This is a genomic window from Chitinophaga rhizophila, from assembly GCF_019492185.1.
Lineage (GTDB): Bacteria > Bacteroidota > Bacteroidia > Chitinophagales > Chitinophagaceae > Chitinophaga > Chitinophaga rhizophila.
This window is the reverse complement of the sequence record NZ_JAICCF010000003.1, coordinates 1,338,912-1,352,274: the sequence shown is the minus strand read 5'-3', so window position 1 is coordinate 1,352,274 and position 13,363 is coordinate 1,338,912. Positions and strand designations below refer to the sequence as shown.

14 protein-coding genes are annotated in these 13,363 nt (G+C 43.5%); 5 read left to right on the top strand and 9 right to left on the bottom strand.

From position 1 onward, the window contains the following. Positions 1 to 146: 146 nt before the first annotated feature. From K1Y79_RS20150 to K1Y79_RS20120, 7 genes are all read right to left on the bottom strand, one after another. On the bottom strand, positions 147 to 332 hold the full coding sequence (locus tag K1Y79_RS20150) for a Sec-independent protein translocase subunit TatA/TatB (RefSeq protein WP_044220993.1): 186 nt from the start codon (positions 330 to 332) through the stop codon (positions 147 to 149). 236 nt (positions 333 to 568) lie between these two features. Continuing rightward, positions 569 to 916 (bottom strand): 50S ribosomal protein L19, encoded by a 348-nt coding sequence (gene rplS, locus K1Y79_RS20145; RefSeq protein ID WP_220251953.1) that lies wholly within the window; start codon positions 914 to 916, stop codon positions 569 to 571. A 110-nt stretch (positions 917 to 1,026) separates the two neighbouring features. Beyond that, positions 1,027 to 1,698 (bottom strand): tRNA (guanosine(37)-N1)-methyltransferase TrmD, encoded by a 672-nt coding sequence (gene trmD, locus K1Y79_RS20140; RefSeq protein WP_220251952.1) that lies wholly within the window; start codon positions 1,696 to 1,698, stop codon positions 1,027 to 1,029. A gap of 57 nt (positions 1,699 to 1,755) precedes the next feature. Next, positions 1,756 to 2,277, bottom strand: coding sequence for a ribosome maturation factor RimM (gene rimM, locus K1Y79_RS20135; protein WP_220251951.1), 522 nt, complete (start codon positions 2,275 to 2,277; stop codon positions 1,756 to 1,758). 81 nt (positions 2,278 to 2,358) lie between these two features. Next, the gene (rpsP, locus tag K1Y79_RS29560; RefSeq protein ID WP_220251950.1) at positions 2,359 to 2,799 is read right to left on the bottom strand and encodes a 30S ribosomal protein S16; all 441 of its coding nucleotides are present in this window, start codon (positions 2,797 to 2,799) and stop codon (positions 2,359 to 2,361) included. A 132-nt stretch (positions 2,800 to 2,931) separates the two neighbouring features. Next, a complete protein-coding gene (gene ffh / locus K1Y79_RS20125) occupies positions 2,932 to 4,257 on the bottom strand; it encodes a signal recognition particle protein (protein WP_220251949.1) in 1,326 nt (441 codons plus the stop codon). Positions 4,258 to 4,475: 218 nt separating this feature from the next. Next, a complete protein-coding gene (locus tag K1Y79_RS20120; protein WP_044218015.1) occupies positions 4,476 to 5,345 on the bottom strand; it encodes a sigma-70 family RNA polymerase sigma factor in 870 nt (289 codons plus the stop codon). Positions 5,346 to 5,713: 368 nt separating this feature from the next. On the opposite strand from K1Y79_RS20120, the gene K1Y79_RS20115 reads away from it, so the two are divergent. Beyond that, a complete protein-coding gene (locus tag K1Y79_RS20115; protein WP_220251948.1) occupies positions 5,714 to 6,094 on the top strand; it encodes an START-like domain-containing protein in 381 nt (126 codons plus the stop codon). Positions 6,095 to 6,110: 16 nt separating this feature from the next. On the opposite strand, the gene K1Y79_RS20110 is transcribed toward K1Y79_RS20115, so the two are convergent. Next, positions 6,111 to 6,722: a hypothetical protein gene (locus tag K1Y79_RS20110; protein ID WP_220251947.1), complete on the bottom strand. Its 612-nt coding sequence runs from the start codon at positions 6,720 to 6,722 to the stop codon at positions 6,111 to 6,113. Positions 6,723 to 6,908: 186 nt separating this feature from the next. Between K1Y79_RS20110 and K1Y79_RS20105 the strand changes: the two genes are divergently transcribed. The 3 genes from K1Y79_RS20105 (at position 6,909) to K1Y79_RS20095 (ending at position 10,831) form a co-directional block, all read left to right on the top strand. Further along, the gene (locus K1Y79_RS20105) at positions 6,909 to 8,345 is read left to right on the top strand and encodes an LptF/LptG family permease (protein WP_220251946.1); all 1,437 of its coding nucleotides are present in this window, start codon (positions 6,909 to 6,911) and stop codon (positions 8,343 to 8,345) included. 157 nt (positions 8,346 to 8,502) lie between these two features. Continuing rightward, positions 8,503 to 9,165 carry a phosphatase PAP2 family protein gene (locus K1Y79_RS20100; protein ID WP_220251945.1) on the top strand — a complete coding sequence of 221 codons (663 nt, stop codon included), beginning with the start codon at positions 8,503 to 8,505 and terminating at the stop codon, positions 9,163 to 9,165. 28 nt (positions 9,166 to 9,193) lie between these two features. Beyond that, complete coding sequence (locus tag K1Y79_RS20095; protein ID WP_220251944.1) at positions 9,194 to 10,831, top strand: ArnT family glycosyltransferase; 1,638 nt, start codon at positions 9,194 to 9,196, stop codon at positions 10,829 to 10,831. A gap of 228 nt (positions 10,832 to 11,059) precedes the next feature. Here K1Y79_RS20095 and K1Y79_RS20090 read toward each other — a convergent pair whose 3' ends face one another. Continuing rightward, positions 11,060 to 11,797: a superoxide dismutase gene (locus tag K1Y79_RS20090; RefSeq protein ID WP_236059710.1), complete on the bottom strand. Its 738-nt coding sequence runs from the start codon at positions 11,795 to 11,797 to the stop codon at positions 11,060 to 11,062. Positions 11,798 to 12,212: 415 nt separating this feature from the next. On the opposite strand from K1Y79_RS20090, the gene K1Y79_RS20085 reads away from it, so the two are divergent. Beyond that, complete coding sequence (locus tag K1Y79_RS20085; RefSeq protein WP_236059709.1) at positions 12,213 to 13,316, top strand: ThiF family adenylyltransferase; 1,104 nt, start codon at positions 12,213 to 12,215, stop codon at positions 13,314 to 13,316. The last annotated feature ends 47 nt before the right edge of the window (positions 13,317 to 13,363 follow it).

Here is a 13,363-nt window from a genome sequence, read left to right as displayed (position 1 = left end):
AATTGCTACTGAGCAGTACTCAGTTGGCATATGGCATATAGCAGCTTTGTACAGTGATTAACTGCATTCCCTTTCACAGGCAAACTACTCCCCTATTCACGTTTGAATTAATTCAATGAAAACCAGATTCCTGAGCTACAGGTTAATTAGGCATTCTTATGATCTGTCGTAGCTGGCTGATCTTTCATACCATCTTCGATCTCTTTACGTACGTTGTTCTTGGCGTCGTTAAACTCACGGATACCTTTACCAAGGCCACGCATCAGTTCTGGAATTTTCTTACCACCAAACAGCAGCAATACAACCAGAGCAATCAAGAGTAATTCTGTCATACCTAATTCCTGAAATAATAAAAATGGTGATTTAAATGCGGCAGTCATTTTCTCAGTTTTAAACGTTAAGCAAACAAAGATAGGTAAATATATTCGGGATTTAGCCTGACATGGATTGGCCAGCAAAGTTTTAATACTATTTTAAGAGCTTTCAATGCGTGGTTCCGGTTCTCATAGACATGAAAAAAACGGGGAGCCAAACGGTCCCCGTTATCACTAATTTCCCTGTATTTATACTAAACCCTTTTCTCTTTGATACGGGCAGCTTTACCAGCACGTTCGCGCAGGTAGAACAGTCTCGCCCTTCTAACTTTACCAACCTTATTCAGCACGATTCCATCGATATGTGGCGACAGCAGCGGGAATACCCTTTCTACACCTACACCATCAGAAATCTTTCTAACTGTAAAAGTTACAGTAGCTCCAGTACCCTGGATTTTCAATACATCACCTTTGAAGGACTGGATTCTTTCCTTGTTACCTTCAACAATTTTATAGTTTACAGTGACGTTATCACCGGCCTTAAACTTCGGGTAGGATTTCTTACCTGTCAGTTGCTCGTGAACAAAAGAAATAGCGTTCATCTTTCAAATATTTATCGGAGTGCAAAGGTAACTGAGAAATACAGAACTTCCAAATAACAACCCCGTTTATTAAAGAATAATTTTCCAATAGGTTGAAAACCAACCAAAATTTATAACAGATCCGGACGACGTGCCTTTGTGCGCTCCAGCGCCTGGTCATGTCTCCAGTTATCAATTTTCTTATGATCACCGCTTAAAAGCACATCGGGCACTTTCCAGCCCCTGAACTCCTCCGGACGGGTATATACTGGCGGTGCCAGCAGATTGTCCTGAAATGAGTCTAATAATGCAGAAGTCTCATCGTTTAATACTCCGGGTATCAGTCTGCCAATAGCATCTACTAGCACGGCGGCGGCCAGTTCTCCTCCTGAGAGTACATAATCCCCAATAGAGATCTCCTTAGTAACGAAATGCGTGCGGATACGCTCATCAATACCTTTGTAGTGACCACATAGCAACAGCAGGTTGCCTTTGAGTGATAACTGGTTGGCTATCTTTTGATTAAGCGTTTCGCCATCTGGTGTTAGGTATATTACTTCGTCATACTGTACTTTAGACTGCAAGGTCTCAATTGCATTTACCATTGGTTCCAACATCATTACCATTCCTGCTCCTCCGCCAAACTGGTAGTCGTCTACCTGCTTGTGCTTCAGATTGGAATAATCGCGCAGATTATGGGTATGCACTTCCAGCAACCCTTTCGTCTGAGCCCTTTTCAGGATGGAATGCGAAAAAGGGCTTTCCAGCAATCCTGGCTGTACCGTAATGATATCTATTCTCATAGTAATGATCCAATCGACCCTGCAAAGGCAGGTCTCAGTGAATATAAGTGTTCCCTGCTACTCCATGTAAATGTCCAGTAAGCCGTCAGGAAGATCTACATGAACGATCTGCTGCTTTTTATCCACCTTAATAAGCGATTGCTCATTCAGCGGTAGCAACATCTCTTTTTCCTTGTAAGTCACCTTTACCAGCACCTGCATCGGCATTTCGATCACTTCTTCGATAACTCCCAGTTCGCCTTGTTGCTTATCCTGTACGGAAAAACCAAGCATAGACAACGGGGCTGACGAGGCAGTCTGCGTCTTGAAATCTTCTTCTGCCAGGTATACGGGCGTTTGTACCAGCTTCCGGGCTTCTTCCTTAGTATCTACTCCTTCCAGCTTGATAAACACATGTTCATGGTCCTTCACGCTGGTCTTTTGTACAAAGTAGGGAATGAAACTGTTCTTACGCACTTCGAGAAAGATAGCCTCTACTCCTTGCAGTGCCGACCTTTTACCCAAACTATGTTTGAGGATAAATTCGCCCTGTAAGCCAAATACAGATACCAGTTTTCCTATGCTGAAGTAATTATTCATAATACGATGGCCTTGCGGCTAAGAAAAAGGGAAATATTTGCGTACAAATATTTCCCTTTCAAATATGATTCAAAAGCTGGATTATGCTTCGCCTCCTTCTGGCTGAGCTGGAGTATCTTCAACTCTTCTCACGATTGGAGTAGCAATTCTTGCTTTTTTGTGGCTATCACGACGGGCAGCAACTTTCTGCTCGTGTTCAGCCTGCCATTGTTCGAATTTCTGGAACGCAGTAGGTTCATCGAACAGACCCAGTTTCACACCTCTCAACAGGTGTTTCAGGTAAAGAACTCCTTTGAAAGACAGGATTCTTCTAACTGTATCTGTAGGCTGAGCACCTTTCTGTAACCAACGCAGTGCTTTGTCTGTATCAATGTTGATAGAAGCAGGCACAGTCAGTGGGTTGTAAGTACCGATCTTTTGGATGAATTTACCATCTCTAGGCGCGCGAGCATCGGCTACTACTATAAAATAAAAAGGTCTCTTCTTAGCGCCATGACGTTGCAGTCTGATTTTTACTGGCATAAATAATTCGAGTTATTTTTTTGCGAGTTATGAAAAAGTATTTAATTGGGGCAGCAAAAGTAATCTTAAAAGTGGATAGTTCAAAATATTTTCTGTTAAAAGTCTACAAACTGTGGACTTTTTTTTCTGAGACTATCTACCTAAAGCTCTTAAACCTTTACCACCAGCTCCGAATTTGTTCATCATCTTCATCATCTGACGCATCTGGTCAAATTGCTTCATGAACTGGTTTACATCCTGAATATCCTTACCAGAGCCCTTTGCTATACGCTTACGGCGGCTGCCATCGATACTATCCGGATTGTTCCTCTCATAAGGCGTCATAGAACCGATCATGGCTTCTATGCCTTTAAACGCGTCATCACTGATATCAATGTCCTTAATAGCTTTACCTACGCCTGGAATCATCGCCATCAGATCTTTCAGGTTACCCATCTTCTTGATCTGCTGCAATTGCTCGCGGAAGTCTTCAAAGTCAAACTGGTTCTGACGAATCTTCTTCTCCAGTTTCTTTGCCTGTTCTTCATCAAATTGAGCCTGCGCACGTTCAACCAGGGTAGTGATATCACCCATACCGAGGATACGCTGTGCCATACGCTCAGGATAGAACACATCCAGCGTATCCAGCTTCTCACCCATACTCACAAACTTGATGGGCTTCTCTACCGTATACTTGATTGTCAGGGCAGCACCTCCACGGGTATCACCATCCAGTTTAGTCAGTACAACACCGCTGAAATCAAGGCGTTCATTAAACGCTTTGGCGGTATTCACAGCATCCTGACCTGTCATAGAATCCACTACAAAGAGGATCTCATTAGGCTTTACTGCTGCTTTAACATTGGCTACCTCGGTCATCATCACCTCATCTACGGCAAGGCGACCGGCAGTATCTATGATTATGATGTTATTGCCATTCTGTTTAGCATGCGCTATCGCATTCTGCGCGATCTTAACCGCATCCTTGTTCTCCGGCTCATTGTACACTTCCACTCCAATCTGCTCACCCAGCACTTTCAGCTGGTCAATCGCTGCCGGACGATAAATATCTGCCGCTACCAATAATGGCTTCTTGCCCTTTTTGCTTTTCAGGAAATTGGCCAGTTTACCAGAAAAGGTCGTTTTACCAGAACCTTGCAGACCAGCGATCAGGATAATAGAGGGGCTGGACTTAATATCCAGTTCTGCCTCGGTACCCCCCATCAGCTCAGTCAGCTCATCCTTTACGATCTTAACCATCAACTGTCCTGGAGAAATAGCGGTAATTACCTTTTCACCCAGTGCCTTTTCTCTCACACGGTCAGTGAAGTCTTTCGCAATTTTATAGTTTACGTCAGCATCCACCAGCGCACGGCGAATTTCTTTCACCGTAGAGGCCACATTGATTTCACTGATACGGCCTTCGCCCTTCAGTTGTTTAAACGCCGAGTCGAGCCGCTCTGATAATGATTCGAACATCTGTGATCTTGTTTAATTTTTAGCTGTAAGCTATTCGCTGCTCATCCTGGTGTCAGGACCTCACAGCTGCAAGGGTTGCAAAAATAATATAAAGTAGCATGCAAACCAGTAAGCAGCCACAAATAACAAAAAAAGGTGAATATCCGCAGATATTCACCTTTCTGATTATATAAGTTACTTAATTCTCAGTGATTGTTTTACTGCGCGGGCAATAATAATCAACTTCCCAGGTAATTTCTCAGCAGTTTGCTACGGGAAGTGGTGCGCAGTTTAGTGATCGCTTTATCCTTGATCTGACGTACACGTTCGCGGGTCAGGCCAAATTTCTCACCAATATCTTCCAGAGACATCGGATGTTCCACCGCAATACCGAAGTACAGGATGATAACGTCTTTCTGTCTGTCTGTCAGGGTAGATAAAGAGCGTTCTATTTCACGGCGCAGTGAATCATGGTGATCCAGTTCTTCATCTGCGTTTACCGCATTTGGATTAGCAAGAACATCCAGCAGGGAGTTATCTTCTCCGTCAATAAATGGCGCATCCATAGATACGTGACGGGCAGCAACGCCTAAAGTGGCTTCTACTTCTTCTGTATTAATTTCGAGGATGGTCGCAAGTTCGTCGGGAGATGGCTCTCTTTCAAATTCCTGTTCCAGCTGAGAGTAAGCCTTACTGATCTTATTGCTCAATCCCACTTTGTTAAGTGGCAATCTTACTATACGGCTCTGTTCTGCCAATGCCTGGAGAATAGATTGTCGAATCCACCATACGGCATAAGAGATAAACTTAAAACCGCGGGTCTCATCAAAACGCTGTGCTGCTTTGATCAGGCCGAGATTTCCCTCATTGATAAGATCACTGAGAGACAGGCCCTGGTTCTGATACTGTTTGGCAACAGACACCACAAAGCGGAGGTTCGCCTTCGTCAGCTTTTCTAAAGCTCTCTGATCCCCCTGCTTAATGCGTATAGCAAGGTTCACCTCTTCCTCCGGTGTTATTAAATCCACTTTCCCAATTTCCTGCAAGTATTTCTCCAAGGACTGGGACTCCCTATTGGTGATGGATTTCGTGATTTTGAGTTGGCGCATTGACATAAAGAATCGGAACAGTTACAGGTTAATAAAATGTTACCCTATTTGATGAATGCCAGACAAAAATAAGTTTTTTTAGATAGCACCCAAAAAAAATAATTAGTTATTAAACCATATTCAAGCAAAAACGTTTCACCATTCACAACTTAATATCAACGCCGTTAACAGCGGGTTTTCTTATAAAAGCTGTGAAAACAATTAGTGTGGATTGCTAATATATTCATATTTTCCATAATAAAATTGTTATTTATAAAGTGTACAAGATTTTGGGCAATTATTAAAAATAAATGCAAAATAATTTTGACAGAATAAATAATTTTCTATAATTGCAACCAGATGCTATTGATTTACTAATTACTTGAGCGATGTCTAAGAAAGTGCAATATGAGTTAGAATACCCGGTACGATGCTCACCCAGTATCTTATACGAATTTCTTTCCACCCCAGCCGGTTTGCAGGAGTGGTTCGCAGATAAAGTAGATTACCGGGACAGCGTTTTCTCTTTTTCATGGAATGGTTCGGTCGAAGAAGCTGAAGTGCTCGAACAGGAAGAAGATGAATTTATCCGTCTACATTGGAAACATGCGCCCAAAGAAGAATTCTTTGAATTTCGCATACAGATTTCCGAAGTCACAAATGAAACGATACTGATCGTTAGAGATTTTGCAGAAAAGAAAGAGATCGCTGACCAGAGCCAGCTGTGGGACTACCAGGTGAAAGACCTTTTCCACAGAATAGGTAACTAAAACCAGCCAACAGTGATCAACTGATACTGATCAGTGCCCGAAGCAGAAGAGTATAATCTCTTACTATCTCCGGAACTATCTTTCCCCATTCTTCAAAACTATAAGGTCTAGCAAGTTTAATAAAAGAACATCGGGCAACCAGCTGCTTAAATTCCAGTTCCGAGAAGGCTGATATTAATTTGTAATTTCCATCTTCAAAATCATGCTGCCAGGGGTCTTCCAGAAGATATACCTGAAACTGATTTTCAGCCAGCAATTGCCAGGCTGAAGCAATCGCATGACCATACTTTTCTTTTTCCTCCCCCGCCAAATGCAGGGTAGCAATGAAATAATGTCCCCACCAGAACATGGTGCGGAACGCAAAAATATTGTCCCTGCTGAACAAGCGGGGATAATCCAATATAACATAAGGCAGCTCCCGGTAACGCTCCCCTCGTGATATCTTCCCTCCAGCTTCCAGCATGCCGGCTGGAAAAGGAAACGTATGAGTTGCCGGCGCAGCTCTCAAAGCCTCATGCAACTGCCCCATTAACAATACCACCTTTTCTAAAACATTGTTTTTCAGATAAATCCAACCGGCATTCCCTACCAATGCCCGCTCTTCTGCTGTCAATGAAACATTCTCCATCCTGTAAATTTAGCCGCAAAGCCTTATTGGGAGAAATTTAACGGTAATTTTAAGCCTAACCCTCTCCCACTTCCATAAATCATATTAAATTTGTATGCTTTAAATTTGTCCTCCGGCAAACGTATCTTGCCAACATAAGACACCCGACAACGTTAAAGTCCGATATCAAACAAACTACTCAGGAAAGTGAAAAAACTGGATAAGCTCATCATCAAAACATTCATGGGGCCATTCGTGGCTACGTTCTTTGTAACACTCTTCGTGTTGGTGATGCAGTTTCTCTGGAAATATATCGACGACCTGGTGGGTAAAGGTCTGGACACGCCGGTGATTATTGAACTGATCACCTATACCAGCGCTAACCTCGTTTCACTGGCGCTCCCACTCGCCGTACTGCTCTCTTCCATCATGACCTTTGGTAACCTTGGGGAAAGCTTTGAGCTGGTTGCACTGAAATCTGCCGGTATCTCCCTGACCCGTTTCATGCGTCCCCTGCTGGCGGTCTCTGCTACTATTGCATTACTGGCATTTCTCTTTAATAACTATGCCATGCCGGTGGCAAACCTTCGCGCTAAGTCTTTATTATACGATATTACCAACTCAAAACCGGCCTTCAACATCAAAGCCGGCGTTTTCTATACAGACATTCCTGACTACACCATCAAAGTAGCACAGAAAGAAAAAGACAACAAAACCATTCACCAGGTAATGATCATTGATCATACTCCTGGCGGTGGCGACAAAGTGATACTGGCAGAAAAAGGTACAATGCTGCTCTCCGCCGATAAACGATTCCTTTACTTCATACTGGAAAAAGGCTGGCGCTATGAAGAACGCAACAGCCGCAGCTCTTCCACTCCCGGGGAACTGATCCGTCTTGGCTTCCGCGAGTATAAAAAGGCATTTGACCTTAGTTCGTTTGCTTTCAGCCGACTGGATATGGGACTATTTGCTTCCAACCAGCAGATGCTGAACGTTGCTCAGCTGGACAAAGCCATCGACTCTCTCTACGAGCAGGAAAAACTCTTCAGCCGTACGGTTAATGCTTACATTACCACCCGTTATGCCTTTTACAAATGGGGCGATACCGGCTGGGTATCCAAAGCACCGCCGCTCGCTGCTGCCAGCTTCAGAGACTTTATTCCTGAGAAGTCACTCAGATATACACTGGAAAGAACAGAACAGAATATACGCGACGGTCAGAACAACCTGGAAGGACCTGCCCGTGAATTTGGGGATAAACATAGTACCTTACTATTGCATAAAGTCGAATGGCAACGTAAATTTACCCTTGCATTCTCCTGTATTGTGATGTTCCTGATCGGTGCGCCGCTGGGATCCATTATCAGAAAGGGCGGTCTGGGTACTCCGCTGATATTTGCGGTTGTATTCTTTGTGATATTTAATATATTTTTCATGGTTGGAGAGAAGATGGCCAGAAAAGATGTGATGGCTACCTGGAGCGGAATGTGGCTCTCCAATATTGTCCTTATACCTATTGCGATGTTCCTGATCTATAAAGCACTGAACGATTCCAATCTGTTCAACAAAGAGTTTTATTTCAGGATATTCAATAAAGTTAAAAAGCTCTTTAGAAAACTTAGTACAAAACCTACAACTTGACAGCCATAGGCATTTAGCTTCCAGCTTCAAGATTTTCACACTTAGCCGGTCAGTTCCAAACATCCGGGGGGATATACCTGTGCCTGCCACAACATAATGCACAATGTGAAGATCTATACGCGCCGCTTTGCCTATGAGCGGGTCACAACCTACAACTATGAAAACACTACTGACGCTGCTGGGCAAAAATGCCAGCTTCTTTTTGCCATTCCTTTTATGGATTGTGGCAGGAGCGCTATTACAGGCCTATTTCACTCATGACGAACTGTTTCTTGCCATTAACCATGCCAATACACCATGGGCAGACGTTGTCATGACAGGTATTACCTACATCGGAGATGGTATTACCTTTGCGGTGATGCTGGCCTTTATACTGGTCTTCAGAAAATACAAACTGTTCCTCACAGCAGGTACTGTATTGCTATTGACTACGATCATTGTACAAACAGCAAAACATTATTACAATGAACCGAGACCTGCGTTGTATTTTGCAGACGCAAATTACCTGGTACATACCGTAAAATGGGTAACGGTACACGGTTCCTGCAGTTTTCCATCCGGACATACAACAACTGCATTTGCCATGTTTACCTTCCTCGCTATGGTATGCAGGAATAAATTTGCCGGATTTGCGTTCATAACACTGGCACTGCTTGCTGCCCATTCAAGAATTTACCTGGCCCAGCATTTCTTTGTGGATGTGTATGTTGGGAGCATCATCGGTACAACAAGCAGCCTGGTTGTGTATACACTGTTCCACCAGAGTAGAAGAAAAGAAGTACCGGAAGTAGTCACCGAACCGGTGATCAGCCTGACCTGATTGTATTATTTTATTGATAGCCTGAATTATGAAATACCTGTTGATTGCTATTGCAGCTGCTTTGCTTTTCGTACCCTTCCTGGGTGCCGTACACCTGTTTGACTGGGACGAGATCAATTTTGCAGAAGCTGCAAGAGAGATGATTGTAAGCCATGATTATTCGAGAGTACAGATCGATTTTAAGCCGTTCTGGGAAAAACCTCCGTTGTTCATCTGGCTCCAGGCTATCAGTATGCATATCTTTGGCGTAAATGAATTTGCTGCCCGCTTCCCGAATGCCGTTGTTGGTATTGCTACGCTTGTAGCCTTATTTGGTATCGGTAAGAAACTTGCCGATGACAAGCTTGGGCTATGGTGGGCGCTGGCATATGCCGGCTCCTGGTTGCCTCACTTTTACTTTAAATCGGGTATCATAGATCCGACATTCAACCTGTTTATCTTCCTCGCCATCTATTATGCCTATCGCATAGCCTATAGCCCCCGCCCATCAGCGATGGCCATATTCAGTGGTATATTCCTGGGACTGGCAGTACTGACAAAAGGCCCTGTAGCCATCCTTGTCAGTATTCTTACCCTGCTGTTTTACTGGCTGTATAAGAAAGGTAAGATCGGTATGGGGCTGGGACAGCTGGGCCTGATCATACTTGCCTCCTTCCTGACCACCGCGTTGTGGTTCGGCTACGAGATTATCGCACACGGCTTCTGGTTCGTTGAGGAGTTCATCACCTACCAGATAAGACTCTTTACCACCAAAGATGCCGGTCACGGAGGCTCGTTCTTCTATCACTGGATTATATTGCTGGTAGGCTGTTTTCCTGGCAGCATACTACTCTTCACCTATCTCAGGGGAAGGAAACATAAATCTATCTACTCGGGATCAGCTTCGACAGAGGTAAAGGACTTTAAGGTATGGATGTGGGTACTGTTCTGGGTAGTACTGATACTTTTCTCTATCGTAGAAACCAAAATAGTTCACTACTCGTCGCTGTGCTACTTCCCACTTAGTTTCCTGGCGGCATGGCAGCTATACCGTATTTCCGAAAATAAGCTCCAGCTGCACGCATGGAATATTGCATTAATGCTGGTGATCGGACTAGCCATCGGTCTGGCTATTACCCTGCTTCCACTGGTAGGCGTATATAAAGACCTGCTTATTCCTCATATACATGACCGCTTTGCGCAGGCTAATCTTCAGGCCCAGGTGCCCTGGTCAGCCTGGGAAGCTGCTTACGGTGCAGGCTATATGCTACTGATCATTACCGGCGCAGTGCTGATGTTCAGGAAAAAAACACAGGCCGGACTGCTTTGCATGTTCTTCAGTACCATTGTGGCTATCCAGATCACAATTGTGCATTTCACACCTAAGATTGAGCGTTTTTCACAAGGTGCAGCCATTGACTTCTTCAAAACCTTTGAAGGGAAAGACGACTATGTACAGGTGCTCATGTATCATAGCTACGCCCATCTGTTCTATACGAAAAAACTGCCTCCTGCTAATCAGAACTATTATAATACGGAGTGGCTGTTGACAGGGAATGTAGATAAGCCTACATGGTTTGTATGCCGTATTACAGATAGTGCACCATTCAGAACTGACCCTAATCTGGAGATCGTAGAAGAAAAGAATGGATTCGTTTTCTTCAAGAGAAAACGAGTGAACAATTAAGAACAGGGTGCCAGTAATGAGGCTTTGACTATTTCAAAAACTAAAACATTAACAAGATTACTGATATAACAAAGGGCTAACCAGATCGGTCAGCCCTTTGTTATTGTAGGTATTATTTCTATACAGCAGCTCAATAATCAAGACATACATACGCGCTTATCTTACCCTTCATTCTCCTTACTGCATTCAGTATGTCCAACCACTCGCGGCTATTTATAGTTATTAAGCCTATTTAGCCTCAGCGTACAGTCTATCAACTTCTGTCCAGTTTACCGCATTCCAGAATGCTGTTATGTACTCTGCTCTCACATTATGATATTTCAGATAGTATGCATGTTCCCATACATCCAGTGCAAGGATAGGTGTACCGCGCTCCTTAACGATGTTTTCCATCAGTGGATTATCCTGATTAGGTGTGGCAACTACAGACAGCTTCTTGCCTGGAGTAACAATCAGCCATGCCCAACCTGAACCGAATACACCTTTTGCAGCGGTATTGAAGATCTCCTGAAACTTATCCCATGAGGTAAAAGACTCATTGATAGCAGCTTTCAGTTTATCAGAAGGCGCTGATTTCTTCGGAGATAATAACTTCCAGAACAGAGAGTGATTATAGTGGCCACCGGCGTTGTTACGTACAGCTTTATCTTCTGCTCTCACTTTCGCCAGTATTTCTTCAAGTGTAAGATTTTCATAAGATGAGCCTTTAACAGCTTCATTCAGATTTTTCACGTACGCAGCATGATGCTTATCGTGGTGAATCTGCATAGTTGCTTTATCAATATGCGGCTCCAGGGCATCAAATCCATAAGGTAATGGAGGCAGTTCAAAAGGAGCTTTTGCATCGCTGCCCAACACTGATACACCATTACGGGCTGCCGGAGCAGCGGCCATCATTCCGATTGGATTTCCCAGAGCTGCTACACCTGCCAGGCTAGCCAGCTTAATAAATTCTCTCTTGTTCATATACTTAAGGCATTAAATTATGATGATAAAGAACTCTAATAATTACTGCTTACGGCAGCAAATTCTGCACCAATATTATAGAAATTTATTGCATAAGTTGAACCAGCTATCAAACACCAGGAAGTAAACAACAGATTCTCATTAAAATAACTGCAACATTTCGCAATCTTTTGAAATTAATTGTTATTTTACCATACGCTTTCATGTGAAACTTTAACTAATTCTTTACTTGTATACTAAAACAACATTTATCCCAGACTACATAGCGAATATGCACTATATATAGACAACTAACGCGCTTGCCTTTGTCATCAGGGCCCTTACCATGCTACTATACGCACACAACTAATTGACCATACTTTAACATATACCATATAACTGCCATCATTGTTCATAAAATTTTATGCCAGGCAAAATGACAGAACTAGAGCACTATATCAATCAGCAACGGACCGAGCCGGATCATTACACACCAGTATTTTACCGATTGCAGCATGAAGAACAATACGCCGGTTTACTGGCTTTACTGGCAAATCATCCGCATATAAGGGTATATGACGAAATATACTCTCAGCTGAGAGAACTGATGAAGATCCGGAATCCTACCCAGCGGCTTACTGAAGAAGAATCTGAACAAAAGATCAGGGAATATGTTGGTACTACACCAATACATGCTTTTGGCGTATGGGTTTATTATCCTTGGTCACATCGGGTTGTGCATATCGTAGATGAAAAAGACTTCATAGAATTAAGGACAAGCCGTAATAAACAAAAAATCACCGATGAGGAAACCGCCCTCCTCAGCAGTAAAAAGGTCGGTATTATCGGTCTTTCCGTCGGACAGTCCATCGCACTTACCCTTGCCATGGAACGGGTATGTGGTGAATTACGCCTCACGGACTTCGACAAAGTGGAACTGACCAATATGAACAGGATACGCACCGGCATACACAGTATACAGGTACACAAAGTGGTCATCGCTGCACGCGAAATAGCAGAACTTGACCCGTTCCTCAAAGTAGTTATATATAAAGAAGGTGCAACTGAAGAAAACCTCGATGACTTCTTCACCAAAGATGGCAATATTGACATCCTGGTAGAAGAATGTGACGGTATAGATATTAAGATCCTGAGCAGAATGAAGGCGAAAGCCCTTGGCATCCCCGTTGTAATGGATACGAACGACAGAGGAATGGTAGACGTGGAACGCTTTGACCTGGAACCCGAACGACCTTTGCTTCACGGATTTATACCGGATATCGATCTGAAAAGCCTGCGTGGGCTAACAGATGCAGAGAAATTACCCATATTCCGCCCTATGGTCGCCCTGGATGATATGTCCGAAAGGATGAAATACTCTTTAGGCCAGATCGGAAAAACTATTACTACCTGGCCCCAGCTCGCATCATCTGTCGTACTGGGTGGCGCTGTAGTAACAGACACCTGCAGAAGGATACTGCTTGATCAATTCAAAAGCTCAGGCAGGTATTATGTGGATTTTGAACAAATTCTTGTTTAATAATGCAGGAATGAGCAGTAGCATCTCATTTTGCAATCGAACGCGGA